The sequence below is a fragment of the Spartinivicinus poritis genome (assembly GCF_028858535.1).
Lineage (GTDB): Bacteria > Pseudomonadota > Gammaproteobacteria > Pseudomonadales > Zooshikellaceae > Spartinivicinus > Spartinivicinus poritis.
The window spans coordinates 22858-46801 of record NZ_JAPMOU010000024.1 but is presented as its reverse complement, the minus strand read 5'-3'; the positions used below and the strand labels follow the sequence as shown (position 1 = coordinate 46801).

Below are 23944 nucleotides of genomic sequence, written 5' to 3'. Positions count from 1 at the left end.
CCAGTATAGAATAAGGAAAATAAATATGACAATGATACGTCCCTTTATTCCAACAGATATGGATACTGTATTAAATATTTGGCTGGAAGCTTCTATTAAAGCTCATGACTTTGTAAGTCCTGACTTTTGGCATTCTAAATTAAACTTAATGCAAGAGGTCTATATACCATCATCAGAAACATATGTGTATGAAGATGCTGAAGGTATTAAAGGCTTTTTTTCACTTTATAATAACACATTAGCTGCTATATTTGTGGACCCTTCTGATCAAGGCAGTGGAATTGGACAGCAATTATTAGCCAAAGCAAAATCATTACGCAATAAATTAGATTTGACCGTATATCGAGATAATAAAAAAAGCATTAAGTTCTATCAACAAAATGGCTTTACTGCTATTAAGGAACAGCCCGATGAGCATACAGGAAAGACTGAGATTCTAATGGCTTATTATTCAACTAACCAAGATACATAAGCCACAAATTATCTTACTTCTCGTTCATAAAGTAGTGCCTCTACGTCACCTAAAGGATCCTTGTTGATAAACGTTTTTATGTACTTCATCCCCAATTTTTTCATGATTTTGATGGAAGCAATATTTTCAGGGACAGCAAATGAGCTTATTTTTTTAATATCTCCTATAGAAACGAGGACCTGTACATAGCGAAGGCGAGAAGAGTCTTTAACTTGCATACCACCCTCCAGGGATAATGAAGTTTCAACAAAAGCCCAGTATTAGACACCATGAGCTTCTAAGGTATTAGCTAAATAAGCTTAGGGGAAGGCAGTAACTTGATTGACCTGCAGCAAAAGTTTTTGTAGTTCTATAAAATAACTCTATTCTATCTCTAGCCGTTCAAACTCCCCTTCTAACTCTTGAAAATATTCATCTATCGAGCTATCACCACTTATGTGTGCAAATGGTGCTTTTAGTACATTTGAATACTCAGGTCTGTTACTTTGATCAGTTTGCTCTAGATAGTTAATTGTGTGTAGAAAAATTGTGGTGCTTATACTCGCTACCAATGCAGCGGTGCTACTTCTTACTATATTAGTAGCAAACATCAAGTTAAATTTTAATAAACCAGTGAGTACCACTAACACAAAAAATATAGCTGTAGCCTCTCCAGTAAAGATACTATTAGTTGCGTATTCTATATAGCTGCTTATTGGTTCTAATAGTGTATACACACCTGCAGCCACACTAGTAATTAATAATTGGCTAGAAAAATGGTGCTCATGCCTGAGTAACCGGCCTGCAATTGACCAAATAGCTGCCCAAATAACAATAATTAGGGCACCAATCAGTGAATAAAATGTATATTCTTTCCACTCATAGCGGTCCGATACTTGTAAAAAACCAATGCCTGCATCTAAAAGACAGACCCCAAGCAAAACCAGTGTAGGTAGTATTATTCCCAAGTTATCATGATGCAACCAACCAGACAGTAATAATTTACGTGTCGGCTCAATTTGATGGTTATCAAGATATATCGTTAAACTGGTTCGTCCAACTCTTAATCTATCACCCGACTGAACTTGGGTATTATCAACTATATTTTGTCCATTGATTAATACAGGGTTAGTTTCATCTATAATATCAACAAACCATTCCCCTTCTCTCTGTTTAAAACAAAGTTGATTAGCAGCAATATAAGGATCCACTAACACCAGGTCATTATCAAATCCTCGGCCGATAGTTAGCGAATCACTACTGCTTTTTACTACTTCTGCAACACGACCATGTCGTATACCTGTTTGAATAATCAATGCTGCCACTCTATTGACTCCATAAATTTTTTAAAGAGTAACGTTGCATTTTGTTTACTAATACCCGCCGCTCCTATCTTTAAAATGGCTGCCTTATCATTACGCTCAACTAAGGCCATAAGCAAGAGCGCATCATACAACCCTTTATAGTCTTTATAGGCCCGAAAACAGCTAGACACTTTCCATGAACTGTCTGCAACCCTGACGAAATCTGACTTACATTGATAGCCAGTAGCATGCTTTTTACCTGATAAGTTGTATAGTTTGGTATGGCTATAACGCTGCTCTAAAGCATCGTAAAACTGTAGTGGGTTTAACTTACTGGTGGTCAACCACTCATAGTCATAAGCAAAATCACCTGTATAAAAGTCATTGCTTATATATATTTGGTCATCTAGCTTACAATGCTGATGAAAGCTATTGTATTTTATCTCTTCATCATCAACAGAGTGCCCCCAACAGTTCAATGTAGGGCTTAGCCTAGTCGGTAGCTTTAAATCACCAAAGCTATCAGTTAAAAATGGTTGACTTAGAATTGTTTGAAAAAACTCATCTTGGTCTTCATGTAATGTACTTTCAATGACTTTTTGAAAACTTTCTATTTGGTTCGAACTATTACTAGCTGCTGTTGTTTGTACTTGTTGCACCAGTGTGCTCAAGTACTGCACAGGTACAAGAAAACTAAGTTGTTCACCCCGAGTCGCCTTTGATACATTAACACCAACAATAAGCCCATTAATATCCAAAGCAGGTCCACCACTCATACCTGGGTTTAACGAGCCAGAAAATAATATTTTTTTGAACCGAGAGTTTTTGAGTAAGCCATTATAATTACCTTCTATAATAGTCATCCCTAAGTCTTGAGGATTACCCATGGAAAAGATACGGTCTCCTTTAGCGATAGACTCACGCCTGAAATTAAAATGATTAGCTGCCAGCTTTTCTGCTTTAAGTACAGCCAAGTCATGAATAACATCGATCCCCTTAACCTCTAAAGCTCCCGTTATTCCATTATGACTGACATATTCTAGCCGGTATTTTTCAGGTTCATGAATGTAAGAAGAAACCACATGAAAGTTAGTGGCCACGTAACCATTTGCACTCACTTGAAAGCCAGAGCCTATACTCGACTTGTCTCCTGAAGCGATATCAATTACGCGAATTTGATAGACTTGTTTATTAAACTCATTAAATAACTGAGTTGCCTTACCATCAGGGCTTACCTGTTCAGCCAACACTGGCTTGCCAAAACATAGTAACAAAAGTAATAATAATTGTCGGATAATATTTGTTTTCATTTGGCGGATAGTATCGTATATATAACTTTCAGCATAGTTTTCACTATGATAGTTAGATAACTCAAAGCCAAATCAGCTCCATTCATTATTTTATAGTTGTACATACATAAAGTTGGGTAACAGTTTTCAGAGCTGACCCAACCCTATCCTTTTAAAAGTGTTAACGACTGCTGTCGCCAAATATATCACCTAAACCACCTAGTAGTGATCCCTCACCCTGAGATCGTCCACCACCACCTGGTGCAGCAGCTAACATTCTGCCTGCTAATCTGGAGAATGGCAGGCTTTGTAACCATACCGTTCCAGGACCTGTCAATGTAGCAAAAAAGAAACCTTCACCACCAAAAAGCATCGTTTTAATACCACCTGCGCGCTTAATGTCGTAATCTACACTTTCCGTCATTGCAGCCAAACAACCAGTATCTACATGCAATGTTTCGCCTATGCCTAATTCCATTTTATGGACAGTGCCCCCCATGTGGACAAATACCAGCCCATCACCTTCTAGCTTTTGCAGAATAAAACCTTCGCCACCAAATAACCCGGTTAAAATTTTCTTTTGAAAATGTAAGCCAATTTCAACACCTTTAGCCCCTGCTAAAAAACTATCTTTTTGGCAAATCAACTTGCCATGATAATCTGACAAAGAAATAGGTAATATAGTACCAGGAAATGGAGCACCAAATGCTACTTTACCTTTGCCAGAGCCAGTTTGAGTAAAAACGGTAGTAAATAAACTCTCTCCTGTGATTAACCTTCTCCCTGCCCCCATCAGCTGGCTCATAAAGCCTGAGCTTTGTTGTTGGCTGCCATCACCAAAGATTGTTTCCATTTCTACACCTGATGTCTTGTACATCATGGCACCAGCCTCAGCAACCGCACTTTCTTTTGGGTCTAACTCCAACTCAAGAAACTGGGTTTCTGTGCCATATATTTTATAGTCGATACCTTCTGTGTATTGAGCACTACCAAAACCTGCCGATGCTTGTGTTGCTTGAGTAGTAGTCTGTGGCTGTACTGCTGGCTGACTCGCCGGTGTCTTCGCTACATTCGTTGCAGTCTGTCCCGCAACCTGAGGTAATGCAGAGGGTTTAGGTGACATCATATTTGCGGGTGGAGGTGGAAAAGGTGTTACACCATCCTTCTTCATACGACGTAACTCGGGTACTTCATAAACTGGCAACCAGTCGCTAAAGCCTTGTTTCCAACAATAAGAACCTGGGTTTTCTCTCACCATCACCTTGGCCATTGCATCATCAATCGGGCCTGACTGCTTCCCTTCAATTGAAAAGTACCATTGGTTCACAAGGAGCCTCCTGACATAGGTTTGGTTAAGACACTTTCGTTAAAACACAATGCTGTGATACTAACAGCTATCCTATTAAAAGTGCATTTTTAGACACTCTCTATAGTACACTACATAGTGTATATATAAGGTATGCTTACATATAAACTTAATACAAGATATTATTCATGGCATTAAAAATACTTTTTTGGTAAATCAGCATGTTTTATACAATCAGGCTTTCTACAACACTGGTTCTTTGTAGTATTTATGTATTTTTAACCACACACGGGCATGCCTCTTCAATTAAAGCTCACAACAAGTTTGATAATCAAACAGTTTCCAATATAAAGTCTGATGAATATATACAATTTTTTCGTAGTAGTGCATGGTTAGATGAAACATCACAATTATGGCACTTACCGATTCATGGTTGGGTGTATGAACCTGAAAAAAGTATTATTCGAAAACGGCTAATTGCTAGAGCATTAAAATCAAAGTATGGCCTATCAGCCACATCTAAACAAACGGAAAACAACTTCAATAGGCGAGTTAACCTGCTAATTACCGATAATGAAAGGAATAAAAGTATTATAATCAGGATAGGAAAGCAACTTTATACGTTACCAAAATCTTCACCCAATGGTCACTTTCAAGACACCATTACCTTGACGAAACAACAGGCTAATCAATTACAGCAAAATAATCAAATTGTATTTAGCGCTGTAATAAATTCGAAAGACAAAAGAAACTTTTATGGGACTGTAAGCCTGATTCCCCCTGAAGGTATATCTGTTGTAAGCGATATCGATGACACAATCAAAGTTACTCAAGTTACAGACCATGCTAAGTTAATGAATTATACTTTTTTTCAAGACTTTATTCCCACAGCAGGTATGCCAGCTTTATACCAAAGCTGGGCGCAACAAGGGGCAACCTTTCATTTTGTTTCTTCTAGCCCATGGCATTTATATCAACCTCTGGTCGAGTTTGCAGACACGGCAGGCTACCCTTGGGCAAGCTATAGTTTGAAATATATTCGCTTTAAGGATGAGACCTTATTAAATTTATTTAAAAAAGGCACTGAAACCAAACCAAAGCAAATTGAGGCTATTTTACAAGTTTATCCTAAGCGTAAATTTATTTTAGTAGGTGATAGTGGTGAACAAGACCCTGAAGTTTATGGTGAGTTAATGCGCAAATACCCTAAACAAATAATAAAAACTTTCATCCGTAATGTGAATAATTCTTCAGCAACAGAGAGCCGTTATAAAAAAGCTTTTTCTGGAGTTAACAATGATAAATGGCAGTTATTTATTAACCCCAAAAAAATAATACTATCCATAATCAATAAATGATTGCATCAGATATATTCTTCGAAATTAACTTTAAGTAGCTGGTATGTAGTTTTGCTAGATCATATCCATCTAGTAAAACTACATACCAGCTCATTCATCCCAAATATTTTTCATCGTATAAGGACTTCCTTCAATCGCCCAAAAGCTGCCTGATGAATACCTATAGTGTTTATCCAAACTAGAAATTTGCAATATGGCTTCTTTATCTAATAAAACTTCATTAACACTGAGGTTTTCTTGCATTCTTAGTGGATTAATTGATTTTGGAATAACAGATGTTCCTCGCTGAAGAGCCCAGGCTAACACTACTTGAGCAACGGATATATTCATCCGATTAGCAATAGAGACAATCACGGGGTCTTTTAACAATATGGGCTCATTCGGCTGCTTTATGATACCAGGGCGGCCAAAAGAACCTAAAGGAGAATAAGCAGTAAGGTGAACATCATTTCGTTTACAAAACGTAAGCAAATTATTTTGTTGTAAATATGGGTGTAGCTCAACCTGGTTAGCAAATGGTTTAACTTGAGCGCTATTAATTAATTCTTTGAGTTTCTTTATACTAAAATTAGATACACCAATATTTCGACATAAACCTAACTCAACTACTCTTTCCAACTGTTGCCATGTTTCACTAATTGGCAAATGATCCAGTGGAATAAAGTCTTCTGCAGTTTTAGGAATAATTACTTCTTTGCGTTGAACTATAGGCCAGTGAATCAAAAATAAATCAATATAATCTAATTTAAGATCCTTTAGTGTTTGCTTTATAGCAGGTATAACATGTTCTGGTGCATGGGAATTATTCCAGAGTTTTGATGTAATCCATATTTCTTCACGGGTAACTAGCCCCTTCTTTATACTATCAGTTAACGCATCACCTATCTCAGATTCATTACTATAAACTGGTGCACAGTCAATATGGCGATAACCCATTTCAATTGCAGTTTTTGTAGCAGTATATACTTCACCTGGCGCAGCAAGCCAGGTTCCTAGTCCTATTAAAGGGATGCTACTACCAGCATCAAGCATTTCTGTTTTCATAGTGAGCTAACCACCTATTAGTTACCAGCTTTCTACTTGCAAAGGACATTTACTTAACCCTAAAGTAATTCTATCTTAAATGAAATAGAAATCATTCAGGGTAATATATACAACTTTTGCTGTAGCACTCACTATATGATTATAATTCCGATAGCTAATTAAGATATAAATAATATAAAACAACGCTAACCGAATTTCTCTGAAAACACTTACCAACTAGGACAATCTGATTATAATAAAAGCCTCCAGGTTGACTATAAAATCAGTATATCATTTATACTCATGGTCAATAACTATACTAAATTTCTGTCTAATATAAATAAACGGAAGCGCTCAAAAATTCTGGCTAGCAGAAACAAAGTTTTTTATAAATGCCTTAAACTTTGGTGAAAGTTCTTCAAATATTAATATTAAATTAAATTTATATTGACTGAACCGTACTTGTTTTACTCTAGTTTTAGCATAAAACACTGCTTTCTTATCATTGAAGCTACAATTCAACATTAACGTAGCATGTTGATTAGTCTTTACCTTAAATGATGATACAACCATGACTCCCTGTACAGAAATATCAACGGTTGTCACCTCTATAATATGGTCTCGATATTTAATAACACCTGGCCATTGAACTTTGGTTCGAGGGTAACGCCGGTGATCATTAAGCTTTAGTTTTTCCACCTTACTCACCTCTTTTACTTAACAATACTGTGGACAGTTTTTGAATTATAAAACATTGCTCTACAGGCCATGTACCATAGGAAGGAGGAGTTTATTGCATGTTAAGCCTCAGGCTATCTTGCAATAAAGTATATGAGAGTAGAGCACTCCCCCCGTAAACACTAACATACAACACCTATAAAACTGTCCGCAGTATTGACTTAATTAACTATTTTTTTACCATCGACCCAAGTACGATTGATCATCGGGTGTTCTTCATGGGTTGGGCCCCAGTCACTATCTGGATGGTAAGCGATCACATCCATGCTCTGCTGCATTGTTTCAAAATGATGTACAGCACCAGTAGGAATCATAAATACCATTCCCTCACGTAGCTCAATTGTATCTTTTGCTGTACAACACAGACCGTGCCCTCTCGCAATTATTCCTGCTCGAACGCTGGGATGAGTATGCTGGGTTTGAGTGATATTGGTTGGAAAGTGTAATAAATTTAAGCATGGATCACCCTCCAGTGGAGGACTGCAAAGTAGCGTATCTGTACAACCATCTATATAACGAAGACGTCCTGATTGCTCAATAGGCCCCCCCATTATATGCATACCTCGATAACCAAGCCGCTGACAAACAACAATTTTAGAAAAAGGCTGTAATATCAATTGGCAGCCTGCAGGTATATGAAACCATTGTTCACGCTGTAACTGCCAACTAACTAAGTTATCCAACACTGTTAACTGGCCTGCATAGACATATCCAAAGCAAGCCCCTGCATTATCTATTTTTACAGTAATAGGCTGGTTTTTATCAAAAGTTTGATAAGCAAATAGCCGTGAAGGGAAGCTACTTTTACTGTCGTCAAATAATAAGCCGAAATAATTATTCCATATTATTACATCTTCCATACTATTACCTTTATATAAAGAACAATTGATAGTTCTCCTTCAAACGGTTTGTTTTTCTATGACTAGTCTGCGCCAAATTTCAAAGCTTAATAACATCCATAATTTAATACCAAACCGCATATTATGCTCACCAGTGTTGTAGTTTATTAGCTGCTTAAGTCTTTCATAATTAAATATACCTGCTTGGGTTACTGCTTTTTTAGAAAACACATGTTTTATATAGTGTTTCATCTCACCTTGACACCAAAACTGTACAGGTACTCTCATCCCACTTTTAGGTCTGTTAATGATTGATTTAGGTAGCTGTAACTGATAAGCCCGTTTCATTACCAACTTCTCATCGCCATAACTTATTTTTTGTTTACCTGGTAATCTGAAACTAAAACGCACGATTCGTTCGTCGAATAATGGTGAAAGCGAATGTAGCCTATGGGCCTGTAACATTCTTTCGACTTTAGGTAAAATTAAGTGTGCTCCCTTTAATCGTATGTTCATAACCATCAGCTTATTTAACAGAGTATCAGGCATTTTAGTATTAAAAAAAGGTGACAAGACTCCTACCAAGTCCGCTTCATGAGAGAACATTTCTTTTACTTCAGGAGTTAATAATTTTTCTAATTCATCATATGCTCGCTGAAATGATTTTAGATAAGTTACTTCACGTGTTTGCCTAGTTAACCCCATAAAATCTGTACCATACCACTGACTTAACAACATTCCATAATTTTTTGGCCCACCAAAGCACGGATCACCACCTTCACCATTAAAAATCCACTGACTGTAGTTACTGGCATACTGGGCTAACTCAAAATTTGGTACTGTTATAGGGTCACCAATTGGATCATCTAATAGCCAAATAATACTTTTTAAACGGTGTAAAAAATGTTTTGGCTTAATATGCACCTCATGATGGTTGGTTTTGTACCTTTCTGCCACTTGCCTTGCATACTCCAATTCATTAGGGTATTTTTTACCAAAATGAATTGAAAAAGTATTCAATTTGTTCTGGTATAAACTTGCTAGTTCGGCAGTCACTACACTTGAGTCTAGCCCACCAGATAAAAATATACCCAACTCTCTGTTGGCTGGTAACCTATCTAAAACAGCAGAAGTTAGTAGCTTTTTAAATTGTCTGGCAGAGTTATCAGCATCTTGATATTGATTGTTTTCTTTCATTACTTCCTGTTCAAAAAGAAAGTAGCGTTTTAACGAGTATTCATTATTCTTCCATATAAGATAATGGCCAGCAGGAAGTTCATATAACCCTTGAAGCATAGTATTACAACCAGGTACAAAGCTAAAACTAAGATATTGTGCAAGTGCAGCATTATTAAGCTGTGGAGTAAAAAGTGATAATTGGTGTATAGCTTTTGGTTCTACTGCAAAAAATAAGCTTTGGTTTACTTGGCTAAAATATAATGTTTTTTGTCCTGCACCGTCTCTAATTAAATAACCTATACCTGACTGTTTATCATATAACGCAATAATAAAAGCACCTTCAAGCCTACATAATTCATCTATACCATGACGTAAATAGCTTGTTACTATATCTTGCGGCTTTGTGTTATATGAATCACCAGTAAAAAAACCATTAATTATTAATGTTAAGTTGTCTTTTCTCCAGACACCCACATGAAAGTTCTGACTGGCATTTTCAGGCACAGTGCCAACAGCTGCAACCAGTGCTTCAGTTATAACTTGTTGTAAACCATTAGCAAAACGATGCTCTAGCTGACTAGCCATTTTTTGAATTACTGCTTTAGGTTGATTACCAAAATAGCCGACAAGTCCAGTCATATGCTTTTTAACCAAAGTCATCTGCAAAAGAAAAAGATACATAACTGGCAGTTGCAGCCACAGCACCTAAAACCAGCATATCTTGCAGTTGTGACCTATCTTTACTGATTAGCTGAGTAGATAACGGATAAGGCAACATATCAACAGTACATTTTGTTATTCTCATTCGTTTATATAGTGATTTTGCTTGTTTAATTTGCTCCTCATAATAACCTAAGTCATATACTTGATTATCAGCCAACTTGATATTAAAACTACTTTCAATTGAATGAATCATTTTGGTTTTATTTTGATTTGTACCATGTAGTAAAATAACTGGTATATTGTCAGCTTGTTCTAGTAGATTTTTAAATTGCTCTTTTAAATATGAAGGATAACCATCTTGAGATACTATTAAAGCTTTCGAACGCATATGTTCTTCATTTAGTATCAAACAGTCTACAAACAAAGGATCATCAACAACTACTATACGATCAGCACCGTAATCAAAAATATCAGCTTCTTGATTGTTAACTGGTGGTTTTTTGAGCTTTGGCTTATCAACTAAATAGCTATTATTTCTTTTAGCGTTGACCCAGCGTTTATAGTAATCAGCAAAATCTTCTATACTCATTGGTTTATTGGCTTTAATCACTAGCTTAATAGCTACCCCAAATAAAAGAGTAGCGATAATTAACCCAATATAAGATAAAGTTCCAATAAGGATTGCAGAAAAAATACCGCAAAAAATTATAATAAAGATCATAGGTGCTATAAGTGACTTAGCAGATGTCTTTAAAAAGACACTATAAAGCATATTTCTAGTAAAATAACGAGTATCGAAAGCACTGGCCTTTAGCTCCAGTTTTTTCATTTTATTGTCATTAAATGGCTCTGTTTTTGCGCGAAATATAAACTTATAGCCACATGAACATTGTGTGTTATACCCTTTTAAAAAACGTTCACATGATGGACAAATCATTATGGCGCATCCTTGCTAACCTTTTTTAACCAAAGTGTTATAATTAGGCTTTACGAAACTGTTATTTATAGCCTAGCAGGACTAGCCCGAATGTTTCGTCAGATATCAAAAATTCTGGGCATTCTGGCTAAACACATTACTTTATTTTCCGACAAGCCTTGGTGGCTCCCCAATACTCAAAGGGCTCACTAAAGCGAGTATACTCTGATGAGATATTCAGGCTAACATGATACGCGTTTTATTCTTATGTACTGGCAACTCCTGTCGTAGTCAGATGGCTGAAGGCTGGTTAAGGCATTTAAGACCTGATGACTTTGAAGTTTACTCAGCAGGTATTGAAGCTCATGGGCTAAACCCCTATGCCATACAAGTAATGGCAGAAGCAGGTATCGACATTCACCAACAACGGTCTCAAACAGTTGATCAATTGCCAGAATCGCACTTTGAGTATGTTATTACTGTTTGTGATCATGCTAATGATGTATGTCCAGCATTCCCAGCTAAAACCAAATTTATCCACCACAGCTTTGAAGACCCACCCAAACTGGCAGCCAAAGCATCAAATAAAGAAGAAGCACTGAGCTGCTACCAAAAAGTATGTGAGGACATTAAACAGTTTGTTCAAAAAATAGACTTAATATTAATATAAAATAATTATGTTGATACAAAAATACCTGTCCCATATTAATGCATATATTTATTGAGCTCTTTTTAGGAATATATTTATATCTTTATTTTAGTTAGGCCTGTTAACACATATTGTATGTCTATCGCTTCGGCTAGAAAATATCAAAACCGCTGCACATTGAAAGGCGTATCTTCTGTACCAATAGAAGAAGTAATAAGTTGGCAAATCAATTCGGCAGAACTTAACGCATGGGTCCACCCCAACATTCCATGACCAGTATTGAGCCAAAGATTGGCAATTTTAGTCTGTCCAATTAATGGTAAACTGTCGGGAGTCACTGGGCGTAATCCACACCACTGTTGCAGTATCTGCTTGTAATTGCCTGCTTCTGGCAACAGCTGACGTGCAGCGGATAGCATATTATTAATGGCTGCAGGATGAACACTACTCCCCCACCCTGAAAATTCAGCAAACCCCGCAATGCGCAAGCGATTGCCAAGGCGACAATAAACTATTTTTCTTTTCGTGTCGGTAATTGAAATATCCGGGCATTTACCTGTTGCCGGAACAGTAAGGCTATAACCTTTCATTGGATAGATCGGTAATTTGATACCTACTTTTCGTGCCAACTGCACACTGCTACACCCACAAGCAATCAAATAGTGATCAGCATGTACTGAACCTGTAGGTGTACTCAACTCCAAAACTCGCCCTGACGCGATACGAATAGCAGTAACAGGACTAGCCAACCGTGACTGAAACCCTTGATGCTGTTGTAGCCTGGTAAACAGTTGTTGGCAAAAAAGCGCTGCATCACCACTCTCATCCCCTGGTTGTATTAACGCACCAACAGCATCAGCCGCTTGACCATGAATGCCAGGAACATTCTGTAGTTGCTTCTTAGAGAGCTGTTGTCCAACAGCGTTATGACAAGCCTGATGCCAACTCTTTTGATCGAAATAAAGATAAAGCTTTCCTGATGCAGGACGATAATCGAATGACAGCCCCAACTGGTGCTGCAGAGAGGTCATTAACTCACCTGAACGAATACCTAACTGCTGCATGGCTAAAGAAGATTTTTGAGTTTGGGCGCGTATAGAACAGGCTAATAGCTTTAGCCCCCAGCGAAAAAAATCAAAGCCCGCTTCGTAGGTTATAGCTAAAGTTGGATCTTTACCCAAAATAGCAAGAGGGAGCTGCCTGAGCAGACCAGGCTGATTGATCGGACTATTGTAGTGATAAGAAAGCTGACCACCATTAGCATGGCTGCAACCGGCAGCAGGCTCGACTGCTTGATCTACTAATTCCACTTCAAAGCCTTGCTGAAGCAGCATCCAGGCTGAGCTAAGCCCTATAACACCTGCTCCAACGACAGCAACTTTCATTCTTTAGCTCCTTACCAGTTAACCCAACAATAGTTAAATAGTTATTGTCGAAGAACCCGAGCATAAGAAATAATAGAAATACATGTATTTTGTATAACTAAAGGTTATGGCTTTTTCTGCCCGTCATATAGAAATTTTTATAGCAATCATGCGAGCCGGCTCACTGACTGAAGCCGCTCGTCAACTGCATATCTCACAGCCTGCAGTTACCAAGTCATTGCAACATGCTGAACAGCGTATTGGATATCCTCTATTCCAGCGACTTGGTGGAAGACTGCAACCCACCCCTGAAGCCAAAGCTTTGTTTGAAGCTGCTCAAGACGTGGAGCACTCATTGCAGCGGTTGAACCAGCTAGGGCAGCGAATGGCGGCACTGGAACATGGGATGCTTGAAATCATGGCTCCTCCAGCTCTAGCACAAGAACTTCTGCCCTTACAAATCAGCCAATTTCAACAGCATTATCCCCAACTACAAATACAATTAAATGTGCAACAAAATGCTGATATTGCTAACCGTATCGCCCAAGGTGAAGCAGAGCTTGGCATTGTTCACTTTCCAACAGACGCTCCTGAGCTGATGATGGAGTCTTTAGGAAACAGTTGTATTGTTGCACTAATACAACAAGAGCATTCTTTGGCATCATCTGATGTTTTAACGCATGAGCAACTAATCAATGCCCCTGTTATTTGGTGTTCTGGAAATACCTGGTGGGCACAATTAATGGCCCGTGAGCTACCTGGATTAAAGCGAGAGAAGTGTCAAAATCAGGTCAACTACTTTGCTGTTGCCTGCCGCATGGCCATCCAAGGGTTGGGCATTGCTCTGGTAGATCGCTACTCAATACCCTCTTTACTGCCGAGTAACTGCAAAGTCTTGCCAGTTGTTCCAGAAATTCATGTCTCGTTGGGCGTAATATATCGCCGCTACCAAGCACTATCACAACCAGCGAAGTTGTTTATAAAAGCACTAAGGAAAGCTATGTCTAGTGTTTAGTTAGGTAGTGTCGCCTTTACTTTTTTACTATAGATACAACACGAACATAGTTGATAAGCGACAGCAAAGTTAATACTACGCTTCTTCTTTTTGTTTGCGCCACTGGCAAGGAGTTTATTACTGCTTTCATTTTAGCTGGCTGAGCCCCAGAGCCTTGTAAGCGATAAAAGTAAGATAGATGAGAGCCATACCAATACTTGAACAATAAACCAGGATTTTTCAGTAATTGAATATTCGGTTGGCAGCCAATTAAGTTTGCCATTTCACGCATATACTGGTGGTAATCAACCAATGATTTTAGCCAAACACTGTTTTTGAAAAAACTTTCTTCATAGCACCTGTCTTGCTCAATCTTATCATTTAACTGATTCTGACTTAGCCAAGCTTTTTTTCCTGCTAACAACAGTGCTAGATAACGTGCCTGCATTTCCGACATCACTGGTACACCACCCTGAGTCGGCCTGGCCCAGCCAATTAAGGCTAATTTGGTTTGCAATTGTGGGTGCAGCATGTGTTTAAACAAGTCTCGTACATTGCCTAGCAACTGGTTAGAATCAACAAATGAAAAGTTATTTTTATAGCCTGTGTTACACACTATAAAATCGAACATCTCATGGATTCCATCACTAAAAATAACTTTATTACCTTCAATATGCTTAATTTCTGCTTTTTTTAAGGCTAGTTTTTCGTTAACTATATCTTCAATAAATGCATCATTCTTAGTTAAAAATCTATCGCTAAACCCACCATTTTGTTCTTTAATCAGCTCAAAATAATAACGCTCTTTTTTATTGTATTTCTTACCGAGTTTTAATTTAATAGCTGCCTGGTATTTCATAAACCTGTCTATACCTGTTTTTCCTGCAGCGCTTAGAATTCTTGTTGTTAATGCATCGTTAGTATGGTTATGAGCGTAGCGCCTTACTACGGAAGGTAGGTTTCTGACTGCAACGGTACAACTATCTGCTTGTTGTGCAATTAAATGACAAACATCACTACCTGTTTCACCAAGGCCAATACAAAGCACTCGTTTACCTCGATAACTATATTGATCAAACATTGAGGAGTGAATGATCTTACCTGTATAGGTATCCTGACCATTAAATTGAGGCACATGCTCACTTGCATTCGCACCACTACAAATGACTACATAATCAAATACTTTATTTTCAACTAATCCTTTATCAGTTTTTACAGTTACTGTCGGGCGTATCGCTTTAGTATTAATGTGGATAACTTGATGGTTAAATATGATGTGGTCATAAAGCTTAAAATGGTCTGCGTATTCGCTGAGGTACTTGATGTATTCTAGAGCAGACCAATAATAGCGATCTTCAATAATGCGTGGTGGAAACGATGAATAAGCCATAAAATAATTGGATATAGTCAGCCGCATCGTGCGATAAGCTTTCCCTCCTTCGCAGGCTGCATTAAAAGCTCCACCGATAGTGTTAGAACTTTCATAACAGGTAACCCGGTGGTTTTGCTCCAATAGCTCTTTAATAGTGCATAACCCAGAGATACCAGCTCCAATAACACAAACGTCTTTAATACTGACATCCTTGTTCATGACTTCATCCAAATAAAAATTGTTACTTTATATCAGTTAGGCAAATACTTATATAGTGTTTATGAATAAAATTTATTTATTTTAAAGAAACATATTTTTGTAATTTAATTGTAATATATTTATCTCTTAAACTATCAGTAGTTCTTCCTTATTGAATTTGTTAATTTTTGCTATATCCCTATTCATTGTCAGATATACTAAAAAAATATTAATTCATCACGCTACTTACAAGGAACCACCAATGAAGGAATTCACTAACATCCTTGTTGCCATCACTCACACCCATTACAACAGTGATGAGTTTATTAAAGCTATTGAGTTGGCATTAGCTAATGACGCAAAGCTATCTATTATTGCGGTGGATGATCCTATTACTCGCTTTTCAGAACAAACAATGCTCGGTAAGTTAAAAGGTCTTTTCACTCAACAGCTGCAAGAAGTTCTGAATGATTTCAAAGATCAAGCCGAAAGAGCTAAGATCCGTTCTGTCACTACAGAAATTCGCTGGGGAAAATCCTATGTTGAAATCTTAAAAATGGTGCAAGAGAAAGGCTTTGATTTAGTGATTAAATTAGCCGACCCTTTTGTTAATTTTAGTCGAAGGCGGCTAACTGGTGACGACCTACATTTATTAAGAAAGTGTCCTGTTCCAGTTTGGCTGATTGTAGACAATGAAAAACACCCTGGAAAAATTCATAAAGTATTAGTAGCTGTTGACTCTGAGTTTGATGACCCAGATAGGGCAAAACTCAACCAGAAACTACTTAGCTATGCAGACAATATTAGTCAGTTAGAAGATGCTGAGCTGCATATTTTACAAGTATGGAGCCTTTATGGTGAAGACCGCCTTAGAGGGCCATTTATTAATATGCCAGAGGATGAAATTGACCAGCTACTCACCAAAACACGCACTGAAAATGAAAAGGCGCTACATGAATTAATTATTACTCAACAATTAGAGCGTCACGGCGTATTCCCTCATTTAGTAAAAGGTAAAGCCTCAGAAGAAATCCACCGAGTTGCCGAAGAGCTAGATATTGATATGGTTGTTATGGGTACTGTAGGACGTACCGGTTTAGCAGGTTTTGTAATTGGTAATACGGCAGAAAACGTTTTAAGTGAAACCAGTTGCTCAGTATTAGCCGTTAAACCAGATGGGTTTAAAATAGACAAATTTGAATAATAGTCAAAAGCTAAAAGTAAATATTAACTAATTATCTTGATACAGCAATACGAATGTTTTTAGGTTCAACTATCAAATGATGAAGCCACATGAACCTAGAAATCATTCGCTAATAATATACGTCATATTTATTACAAATTTATAACTCAATGATTATAAAATAGTTTACCCTATTAAAATCACTTAAGTTAAACTAAGCTGTCCTAAATGTAATTGTGATGCTTTCTCTGTTTTAAAATCATCCTATAAGTAACAGGAGATGTTATGAACTACATAGTTTATTTGTCTGGTGAAATACACACTGACTGGCGTGATAAAATTAAAACCGCCATTAAAGAACACAACCTCCCTGTTACTTTAGTTAGCCCAGTTACTGATCATGAAGCCAGCGATGAAGTCGGAAGCCGGATTTTAGGTAACGAAGAAAAGCCTTTTTGGAAAGACCATAAAGCCAGTAAAATAAATGCTATTCGCACTAATAAGCAGCTTAGCGCTGCTGATATTGTTGTTGTTAGGTTTGGTGAAAAGTATAAACAATGGAATGCTGCATTTGACGCAGGGCAAGCAGTGGCACTAGGTAAATCACTTATTGTTATGCACTCACCAGAACTCACTCACCCATTGAAAGAAGTAGATGCTCAGGCACTTGCAGTTACTGAAACCCCTGAACAGGTTGTTGAAATACTCCAGTATATTTGCCAGTAGCTATTAGACTTTATTTATTGGTTGTTTTTTAAGCTTCTCTTTAGTGGGAGAAGCTTATCCCCACCGCAAAACATTCTACTACACCTGTTTTTTAGCTAATCTCCCTTGTTATTTCGTGTTTTGATGAAATATTCGGGTTATAATCCTGCTCATTTTTTTACTTTTGAGTGCTTATTTGAGGTGGCATTGTGACTACAGAAAATACGCCAGACATAAGTACCTTCCAGGGACTTATTCTTGCACTGCAGGACTATTGGGCCAAACAAGGTTGTGTTGTACTTCAGCCACTGGATATGGAAGTGGGGGCCGGTACCTTCCATCCTGCCACCTTCTTGCGCTCTATTGGCCCGGAACGCTGGAGCTCTGCCTATGTGCAGCCTAGCCGCCGCCCTACTGATGGTCGCTATGGTGAAAACCCTAACCGGCTACAGCATTACTACCAGTTTCAGGTGGTTATTAAGCCTTCACCTAAAAACTTCCAAGAGCTTTACCTTGGCTCATTAAAAGCAATTGGCGTTGATAGCAATGTCCATGATATTCGCTTTGTTGAAGATAACTGGGAATCTCCGACTCTTGGCGCTTGGGGATTAGGCTGGGAGGTTTGGTTAAATGGCATGGAAATTTCTCAGTTTACCTACTTCCAACAAGCAGGTGGTATCGAGTGCTACCCTGTTACAGGCGAAATCACGTATGGGCTAGAGCGCCTTGCTATGTATATTCAGGACGTAGATAGAGTCTATGACCTGGTTTGGACCGACGGCCCTCTGGGTAAGGTCACTTATGGCGATGTGTTCCTGCAAAACGAAGTAGAGATGTCGACCTATAACTTTGAAAAAGCTGATACCGCCACCCTATTTCAGCACTTCGACTTTTATGAAAAAGAAAGCAAGCGGATGATTAAAGACAGCCTGCCCTTGCCTGCTTATGAGTTTGTATTAAAAGCTTCCCACACCTTTAATTTGCTGGATGCTCGCCATGCAATCTCAGTGACTGAGCGTCAGCGCTATATTTTGCGAGTGCGTACCCTGGCACGCGAGGTAGCTAAAGCCTATTTTGACGCAAGAAAGCGCCTTGGCTTTCCTTTGGCTGACCCCGAGATTAAAGCAGAGGTTATGGCGAAACTGGCAGAGGAGCAGAAATAATGGCAAGCCAAGACTTTCTGGTTGAAATTGGCACTGAAGAGTTACCTCCTAAAGCACTTAAACAACTGGCCACTGCATTTGCTGAAGGCATCACTAAAGAGTTGAATGATGCTCAGTTAACATTTGATGCAAGTCAGTGGTTTGCTACTCCTCGCCGGCTTGCTGTGTTAATCACAGGGCTTGTGGATAAACAACCTGATCGTACCATCGAACGGAAAGGTCCAGGGCTTAAAGCAGCCTTCGATAAAGCAGGCAATCCTACTAAAGCAGCTGAGGGCTTCGCTCGCTCTTGCGGCGTTACAGTGTCTGAGCTAGAGACGCTTGAGCAAGGTAAAAATGCCTGGTTGGTTTATCGTTCGGTAGAGCCGGGAAAAGAAACTATTCAGTTACTCCCAGGGGCTGTGGATAAGTCTGTGAACAACCTGCCAATACCTAAGCGAATGCGTTGGGGCAACAGCCGCGAAGACTTTGTGCGACCAGTTCAATGGCTAACTGTTTTATTTGGTAGTCACGTTGTTCCTTGTAGCCTTTTGGGTGTTGAAGCAGATAGAGTCAGTTATGGCCACCGCTTCCATCATAATGAGCCAATCAGTATCGAAAGCCCTAAAAGCTATACCAGACAACTGAATAAGCAAGGAAAAGTGATTGCCTGCTTTAAAGAGCGTCAACAGCAAATTAAGCAGCAAGTAGAACAACAGGCTTCAGCAATAAACTGTAGGGCTGTCATAGATGAAGACTTACTTGATGAAGTCACTGCTTTGGTTGAGTGGCCTGTTGCTTTAACAGGTAAGTTTGATAAAGCCTTTTTAGAAGTACCTGCTGAGGCACTGATCTCCTCCATGAAAGAGCACCAAAAATATTTTCATGTAGTTGATAATGCCAGCAAGCTGGTTAACTACTTTATTACTGTTAGCAATATTGAGAGCACCCATCCTCAGACAGTGATTACGGGTAATGAGCGGGTTATTAGGCCACGCCTGGCAGACGCCGCATTTTTCTACGAAACAGATAAGAAAACGAGTCTATCCAACCGGCGAGAGCAGCTAAAAGCGATCATTTTCCAAGCCAGGTTAGGTAGTATTTACGATAAAACTACACGCATCAGCCAACTAGCCGGTCATATTGCCGAGCAAATTGGTGGTGATACCAGTCAGGCTAAGCGTGCAGGAGAGTTAGCTAAGTCAGACCTGGTAACGGACATGGTGCTTGAGTTTCCTGAGCTGCAAGGCATCATGGGTCGCTACTACGCTGAGCATGATGATGAAAACCCCGAAGTGGCAGCAGCGCTTGATGAGCAATATATGCCAAGGTTTTCTGGTGACCAGGTCCCAACGACTCTGACAGGCTCTGCTGTTTCTATTGCAGATAAAGTGGATACGCTGGTTGGTATCTTCGGTATTGGTCAGCCACCCTCAGGGACTAAAGACCCATTTGCATTACGCCGTGCAGCACTAGGTGTTTTAAGAATAGTGGTAACCAATGAGCTGTCATTAGATATAAAAGCCTGTATAGAAGATTCTATTAGTGCCTATCAGTCAGCAGGTGTAATGCTTGATTCAGTTGAGTCACTTGCTAATACCGTACTGGACTTCATTTTAGAAAGATTCCGGGCCTGGTATCAGGATGAAGGTCTACCTGTTGAAGTATTCATGGCTGTTAAAGCTTTACGGCCAGTACAACCTCTAGACTTCGACCAACGGGTTAAAGCTGTTGAGCATTTCCGCCAACTACCTGAAGCAGAAGCCTTGGCAGCTGCTAATAAGCGGGTATCCAATATCTTAGCCAAGCAAGGTGATACTAATATCCCAGCCTCTGTTGATGATAGCCTGTTGGTAGAAGATGCAGAGAAAACCCTGGCTAAGCAAGTAGCACTGATGGCGCAGGAAGTGACTCCACTGTTTGAACACCGCCAATACACGCTGGCACTAGAGTTACTGGCTCAATTAAAAGAAAATGTGGATACCTTCTTTGACCAAGTGCTAGTTAATGTGGATGATGCAGCAGTCAGGCAAAACCGTTATGCGTTGCTACAACAGTTGCGGGATTTATTCCTGAAGGTAGCGGATATTTCATTGTTGCAAACTTCTTGATGCCACGTTTCTAATCCCCCCTTGCCCCCCTTTATCAAAGAGGGTGTCGCAAAAGGGGGGAACAGTTTTTGCGACAACCTCATAAGAAGTAGGCACTTAGTGTTAGTAGTAAATGCGTAGAAAAATATACTCTCAATGAAAGGTATAAAACTGCGCCAGGATTAAATAAATGTCTTTAGTCATTCTTGATCGCGATGGTGTAATTAATCAAGACTCCGATGCTTTTGTAAAATCCCCAGAAGAGTGGCTACCTATTCCCGGTAGCATCGAAGCTATAGCTAAGCTGTGTAAGTCTGGGTATCAAGTGGCTATAGCAACTAACCAGTCAGGCATTGCCAGGGGGTATTTCACTGTTGAAACCCTAACTGCCATGCATAACAAAATGGAGCAGTTAGTAAACCAGGCAGGTGGTAATATTGCAGCGATTGCTTATTGCCCCCATGGTCCAGATGACAATTGCAATTGCAGAAAGCCTAAACCCGGTTTGATCTACCAATTAGCCCAACAACTGCAATTTAATCCACAAGAAACCTGGGTGGTTGGCGATTCACTAAGGGATCTGCAAGCAGCTGAAGCAGCAGGCTGCAAACCAACACTGGTTACAACAGGAAAAGGTCAAAGTACGCTAAAAAAATTACCCGAACTGTCTTATGATGTGCCGGTGTTTAAAGACCTAGCTGAGTTCACCAGAGCTTTGCTAAAACAGGATTAAAGGGCACCTCTAATAATTGTTTACTGTCTCTGGCCTTCTGGAAAATTCGCAGCCTGCCGAGTACTTGCTCGGCGTTGGCTTGCTTGGAAAGGCAACCAGCCTTACACTTCACAAGCCGCTTTGTGCAAGCACCCATCAGGTTGCGCAGAGGCCATAAACAATTTATTAGAGTTGCCCTAAGTAAATAAGGCTGTTTGAATGCTGAGGATGATTAAGACTGGGTTATTTTATTCACTATTAAGCACCTGGACTATGTTCTGGTTTATTTTTTGTTGTGTCAGCTTGCCGATATTACCCGCTAATCGTCGTCATCGGGTTATCGTCAAACCTTGGTGTCACACTGCCTTATTCTTATCTAAGCACCTGTGTGGTGTTCAGTATCAAGTGATTGGTGCAGAAAATATTCCTGACTCAGCTGGTGTTATTATTAGTAACCACCAAAGTACTTGGGAAACATTTTTCCTACAAACAATTTTCAGTCCACAAACTCAAGTGATTAAACGAGAGTTATTATCCATTCCCTTTTTTGGCTGGACCTTTCGATTGCTAAACCCTATTGCCATTAATCGGAAGGATGTTCGCGGCTCTTTAAAAACTATTATTAGTAAAGGCACAACCCTATTACAAAAAGGCAACTGGGTATTAATTTTTCCTGAAGGTACGCGTAAACCTTATGGTAAATTAGGAAAATACTCTTCTGGTGGTGCAGCGTTAGCCATCAACGCAGCTAAACAAGTTGTGCCTGTAGCCCATAATGCAGGCAAAATATGGCCAAGCCATCAGTGGCTGAAGAACCCTGGAACGATTACTGTTGTTATCGGAAAACCAATTGATACCTCTGATAAAAATCATAAACAGCTAAGTAATGAATTACATGCATGGACAGAGCAACAATTAGCAAATATTGATAATTAACTTTCTCACGTAGTTTTTTATAGGCTTAGCAAAGGAATGCTTTATGAGTCACCTTACTTCCAATTCAACTACAGAAAATAAAGCCTCTCATTATGATGTCGTTGTTGTGGGTGGCGGCGCTGCCGGCATAGCAACCAGTGCCAGTTTATTAAATCGCCAGCCTGACTTAAATATCGTTATTATTGATCCGGCCAACTGCCACTATTATCAGCCAGGCTGGACACTTGTTGGTGCTGGAGTATTTAAAGCCAAACAAACAGTAAAACCAATGGCAGATGTTATCCCCAAAAAAGCTACTTGGGTAAAGCACGCAATTAAATATTTTAAGCCAGCACAAAACCGAGTTATTCTTTCCAACAATCAAACCATCAATTACGAAGCTTTGGTTGTCGCTGCAGGTATCAAGCTAGACTGGGCTGCTATTGAGGGGCTACCACAAGCACTTGGCAGGCAAGGAATTACTTCTAATTACTCATTTGAGCTAGCACCCTATACATGGAAACTGGTTACCCAACTACAATCCGGACAAGCCATTTTTACTCAGCCAACTTTACCCATTAAATGTGCAGGTGCTCCTCAGAAAGCACTTTATCTATCAGCTGATCACTGGCTTAAACACCATAGATTAAATAATATTCAGCTAGGTTTTTATAACGCAGGTGATACTTTGTTTGGTGTAAAGGAGTATGTACCAGCCTTAATGCAATATATCCGTAAATATTCTGTGAACCTTTTCTATAAACATAATTTAACAGCAGTAGATGCTAATAGTAAAACTGCCATCTTTACTCTAACCGATTCTGAGGGCTCACAAAAAAACATCGAAAAACCTTTCGACCTTTTACATGTATGTCCTCCTCAACTAGCACCGGATTTTATTCGCAATAGCCCCTTAGCTGATGAAAACGGCTGGCTGAGTGTTCATTCAGATACACTGCAGCACACTCAATATCACAACATCTTTGGGGTGGGTGATGTCTGCTCTACCCCTAATGCAAAAACTGCTGCCGCAGCTCGTAAACAAGCCCCCGTTGTAGCTGAAAATGTTATTCATTGCCTAAATGGAAATAACCCAACAGTTGCTTACAATGGCTATGGCTCATGCCCATTAACAGTAGAAAAAGGCAAAATCGTCCTGGCCGAATTTTTATATGGAGGTAAAGTATCGCCTACCCTTCCCAGCTGGCTCAATGAAGGTACTCAACCCAGTCGCCTAGCCTGGCACCTGAAGCATAGAGTGCTTCCTGCTGTTTATTGGCACGGTATGTTAAAAGGAAGAGAGTGGCTGGCAAAACCTCTATTGACCCAAAGAAAACTGTAAAGGCTAAAAATAAGGAGTGCTGGGTTGGAGTATGGGTGGTTAAAAGGGCCTACGGCCAAAGATAAGACTCTCGCCGGAGACCCCATCAACCATAACAAAATACTACTCAAGTTTGATTAAAAAAACAACAGCTTGATTGTAATAAAGTACTTCCAAAGCCTTATAATAATCACTTGAAGTACAACAAGATTATGCATCAAGAAGAAAGCAGT

The 23944-nt window shown here is 39.2% G+C and carries 22 protein-coding genes; 11 read left to right on the top strand and 11 right to left on the bottom strand.

Annotated features, from left to right (window positions below; genetic code table 11):
* Positions 1-25 precede the first annotated feature (25 nt).
* Positions 26-472 (top strand): GNAT family N-acetyltransferase, encoded by a 447-nt coding sequence (locus ORQ98_RS17585; RefSeq protein WP_342455212.1) that lies wholly within the window; start codon positions 26-28, stop codon positions 470-472.
* Between the two features lie 8 nt (positions 473-480).
* On the opposite strand, the gene ORQ98_RS17580 is transcribed toward ORQ98_RS17585, so the two are convergent.
* The 4 genes from ORQ98_RS17580 to ORQ98_RS17565 form a co-directional block, all read right to left on the bottom strand.
* The gene (locus ORQ98_RS17580; protein ID WP_274690111.1) at positions 481-690 is read right to left on the bottom strand and encodes a hypothetical protein; all 210 of its coding nucleotides are present in this window, start codon (positions 688-690) and stop codon (positions 481-483) included.
* 144 nt (positions 691-834) lie between these two features.
* Positions 835-1776 carry an FHA domain-containing protein gene (locus tag ORQ98_RS17575; protein WP_274690110.1) on the bottom strand — a complete coding sequence of 314 codons (942 nt, stop codon included), beginning with the start codon at positions 1774-1776 and terminating at the stop codon, positions 835-837.
* Complete coding sequence (locus tag ORQ98_RS17570) at positions 1764-3065, bottom strand: S1 family peptidase (RefSeq protein ID WP_274690109.1); 1302 nt, start codon at positions 3063-3065, stop codon at positions 1764-1766. Before ORQ98_RS17570 ends, ORQ98_RS17575 begins: the two co-directional genes overlap by 13 nt.
* 160 nt (positions 3066-3225) lie before the next feature.
* Positions 3226-4371 carry a TIGR00266 family protein gene (locus tag ORQ98_RS17565; protein ID WP_425347694.1) on the bottom strand — a complete coding sequence of 382 codons (1146 nt, stop codon included), beginning with the start codon at positions 4369-4371 and terminating at the stop codon, positions 3226-3228.
* A gap of 200 nt (positions 4372-4571) precedes the next feature.
* Between ORQ98_RS17565 and ORQ98_RS17555 the strand changes: the two genes are divergently transcribed.
* Positions 4572-5708 carry a phosphatidate phosphatase App1 family protein gene (locus ORQ98_RS17555; protein ID WP_274690108.1) on the top strand — a complete coding sequence of 379 codons (1137 nt, stop codon included), beginning with the start codon at positions 4572-4574 and terminating at the stop codon, positions 5706-5708.
* A gap of 90 nt (positions 5709-5798) precedes the next feature.
* Here the strand turns inward: ORQ98_RS17555 and ORQ98_RS17550 are convergent, their stop codons facing one another.
* The 5 genes from ORQ98_RS17550 to ORQ98_RS17530 form a co-directional block, all read right to left on the bottom strand.
* A complete protein-coding gene (locus ORQ98_RS17550) occupies positions 5799-6752 on the bottom strand; it encodes an aldo/keto reductase (protein WP_274690107.1) in 954 nt (317 codons plus the stop codon).
* A 333-nt stretch (positions 6753-7085) separates the two neighbouring features.
* A complete protein-coding gene (locus ORQ98_RS17545) occupies positions 7086-7430 on the bottom strand; it encodes a PilZ domain-containing protein (protein ID WP_274690106.1) in 345 nt (114 codons plus the stop codon).
* 200 nt (positions 7431-7630) lie between these two features.
* Positions 7631-8329 (bottom strand): cupin domain-containing protein, encoded by a 699-nt coding sequence (locus ORQ98_RS17540; RefSeq protein ID WP_274690105.1) that lies wholly within the window; start codon positions 8327-8329, stop codon positions 7631-7633.
* A gap of 39 nt (positions 8330-8368) precedes the next feature.
* Positions 8369-10126, bottom strand: coding sequence for an asparagine synthetase B family protein (locus ORQ98_RS17535; RefSeq protein ID WP_274690104.1), 1758 nt, complete (start codon positions 10124-10126; stop codon positions 8369-8371).
* 7 nt (positions 10127-10133) lie between these two features.
* On the bottom strand, positions 10134-11087 hold the full coding sequence (locus ORQ98_RS17530) for a hypothetical protein (protein WP_274690103.1): 954 nt from the start codon (positions 11085-11087) through the stop codon (positions 10134-10136).
* Positions 11088-11313: 226 nt separating this feature from the next.
* Between ORQ98_RS17530 and ORQ98_RS17525 the strand changes: the two genes are divergently transcribed.
* The gene (locus ORQ98_RS17525) at positions 11314-11736 is read left to right on the top strand and encodes an arsenate reductase ArsC (protein ID WP_274690102.1); all 423 of its coding nucleotides are present in this window, start codon (positions 11314-11316) and stop codon (positions 11734-11736) included.
* 140 nt (positions 11737-11876) lie between these two features.
* On the opposite strand, the gene ORQ98_RS17520 is transcribed toward ORQ98_RS17525, so the two are convergent.
* Complete coding sequence (locus ORQ98_RS17520) at positions 11877-13100, bottom strand: FAD-dependent oxidoreductase (RefSeq protein WP_274690101.1); 1224 nt, start codon at positions 13098-13100, stop codon at positions 11877-11879.
* A 106-nt stretch (positions 13101-13206) separates the two neighbouring features.
* Here ORQ98_RS17520 and ORQ98_RS17515 point away from each other — a divergent pair, with 106 nt between their 5' ends.
* Complete coding sequence (locus ORQ98_RS17515) at positions 13207-14094, top strand: LysR family transcriptional regulator (protein ID WP_274690100.1); 888 nt, start codon at positions 13207-13209, stop codon at positions 14092-14094.
* Between the two features lie 16 nt (positions 14095-14110).
* Here the strand turns inward: ORQ98_RS17515 and ORQ98_RS17510 are convergent, their stop codons facing one another.
* Positions 14111-15664 carry a flavin-containing monooxygenase gene (locus tag ORQ98_RS17510; RefSeq protein ID WP_274690099.1) on the bottom strand — a complete coding sequence of 518 codons (1554 nt, stop codon included), beginning with the start codon at positions 15662-15664 and terminating at the stop codon, positions 14111-14113.
* Between the two features lie 241 nt (positions 15665-15905).
* Here ORQ98_RS17510 and ORQ98_RS17505 point away from each other — a divergent pair, with 241 nt between their 5' ends.
* The 7 genes from ORQ98_RS17505 (at position 15906) to ORQ98_RS17475 (ending at position 23732) form a co-directional block, all read left to right on the top strand.
* Positions 15906-16847, top strand: coding sequence for a universal stress protein (locus ORQ98_RS17505; protein WP_274690098.1), 942 nt, complete (start codon positions 15906-15908; stop codon positions 16845-16847).
* A gap of 264 nt (positions 16848-17111) precedes the next feature.
* Positions 17112-17552, top strand: a complete 441-nt coding sequence (locus ORQ98_RS17500; protein ID WP_274690097.1) for a YtoQ family protein — start codon at positions 17112-17114, stop codon at positions 17550-17552.
* 188 nt (positions 17553-17740) lie between these two features.
* On the top strand, positions 17741-18694 hold the full coding sequence (gene glyQ / locus ORQ98_RS17495; protein ID WP_274690096.1) for a glycine--tRNA ligase subunit alpha: 954 nt from the start codon (positions 17741-17743) through the stop codon (positions 18692-18694).
* Positions 18694-20784 carry a glycine--tRNA ligase subunit beta gene (glyS, locus tag ORQ98_RS17490; protein ID WP_274690095.1) on the top strand — a complete coding sequence of 697 codons (2091 nt, stop codon included), beginning with the start codon at positions 18694-18696 and terminating at the stop codon, positions 20782-20784. Before glyQ ends, glyS begins: the two co-directional genes overlap by 1 nt.
* Before the next feature lie 169 nt (positions 20785-20953).
* Positions 20954-21496 carry a D-glycero-beta-D-manno-heptose 1,7-bisphosphate 7-phosphatase gene (gmhB, locus tag ORQ98_RS17485; RefSeq protein ID WP_274690094.1) on the top strand — a complete coding sequence of 181 codons (543 nt, stop codon included), beginning with the start codon at positions 20954-20956 and terminating at the stop codon, positions 21494-21496.
* A 198-nt stretch (positions 21497-21694) separates the two neighbouring features.
* Positions 21695-22411: a lysophospholipid acyltransferase family protein gene (locus tag ORQ98_RS17480; RefSeq protein ID WP_274690093.1), complete on the top strand. Its 717-nt coding sequence runs from the start codon at positions 21695-21697 to the stop codon at positions 22409-22411.
* Positions 22412-22454: 43 nt separating this feature from the next.
* Positions 22455-23732: an NAD(P)/FAD-dependent oxidoreductase gene (locus ORQ98_RS17475; protein WP_274690092.1), complete on the top strand. Its 1278-nt coding sequence runs from the start codon at positions 22455-22457 to the stop codon at positions 23730-23732.
* The last annotated feature ends 212 nt before the right edge of the window (positions 23733-23944 follow it).

What these genes read in the sequence shown, in the direction of transcription:
- ORQ98_RS17570 (WP_274690109.1), bottom strand. Translation starts at nt 3,065, where the DNA reads ATGAAAACAAATATTATCCGACAATTATTATTACTTTTGTTACTATGT.
- ORQ98_RS17510 (WP_274690099.1), bottom strand. Translation starts at nt 15,664, where the DNA reads ATGAACAAGGATGTCAGTATTAAAGACGTTTGTGTTATTGGAGCTGGT.
- ORQ98_RS17535 (WP_274690104.1), bottom strand. Translation starts at nt 10,126, where the DNA reads ATGACTGGACTTGTCGGCTATTTTGGTAATCAACCTAAAGCAGTAATT.
- ORQ98_RS17540 (WP_274690105.1), bottom strand. Translation starts at nt 8,329, where the DNA reads ATGGAAGATGTAATAATATGGAATAATTATTTCGGCTTATTATTTGAC.
- ORQ98_RS17475 (WP_274690092.1), top strand. Translation starts at nt 22,455, where the DNA reads ATGAGTCACCTTACTTCCAATTCAACTACAGAAAATAAAGCCTCTCAT.
- ORQ98_RS17505 (WP_274690098.1), top strand. Translation starts at nt 15,906, where the DNA reads ATGAAGGAATTCACTAACATCCTTGTTGCCATCACTCACACCCATTAC.
- ORQ98_RS17530 (WP_274690103.1), bottom strand. Translation starts at nt 11,087, where the DNA reads ATGATTTGTCCATCATGTGAACGTTTTTTAAAAGGGTATAACACACAA.
- gmhB (WP_274690094.1), top strand. Translation starts at nt 20,954, where the DNA reads ATGTCTTTAGTCATTCTTGATCGCGATGGTGTAATTAATCAAGACTCC.
- ORQ98_RS17480 (WP_274690093.1), top strand. Translation starts at nt 21,695, where the DNA reads ATGCTGAGGATGATTAAGACTGGGTTATTTTATTCACTATTAAGCACC.
- ORQ98_RS17525 (WP_274690102.1), top strand. Translation starts at nt 11,314, where the DNA reads ATGATACGCGTTTTATTCTTATGTACTGGCAACTCCTGTCGTAGTCAG.
- ORQ98_RS17500 (WP_274690097.1), top strand. Translation starts at nt 17,112, where the DNA reads ATGAACTACATAGTTTATTTGTCTGGTGAAATACACACTGACTGGCGT.
- ORQ98_RS17520 (WP_274690101.1), bottom strand. Translation starts at nt 13,100, where the DNA reads ATGAAAGTTGCTGTCGTTGGAGCAGGTGTTATAGGGCTTAGCTCAGCC.
- ORQ98_RS17580 (WP_274690111.1), bottom strand. Translation starts at nt 690, where the DNA reads ATGCAAGTTAAAGACTCTTCTCGCCTTCGCTATGTACAGGTCCTCGTT.
- ORQ98_RS17585 (WP_342455212.1), top strand. Translation starts at nt 26, where the DNA reads ATGACAATGATACGTCCCTTTATTCCAACAGATATGGATACTGTATTA.
- ORQ98_RS17555 (WP_274690108.1), top strand. Translation starts at nt 4,572, where the DNA reads ATGTTTTATACAATCAGGCTTTCTACAACACTGGTTCTTTGTAGTATT.
- ORQ98_RS17515 (WP_274690100.1), top strand. Translation starts at nt 13,207, where the DNA reads ATGGCTTTTTCTGCCCGTCATATAGAAATTTTTATAGCAATCATGCGA.
- glyS (WP_274690095.1), top strand. Translation starts at nt 18,694, where the DNA reads ATGGCAAGCCAAGACTTTCTGGTTGAAATTGGCACTGAAGAGTTACCT.
- ORQ98_RS17550 (WP_274690107.1), bottom strand. Translation starts at nt 6,752, where the DNA reads ATGAAAACAGAAATGCTTGATGCTGGTAGTAGCATCCCTTTAATAGGA.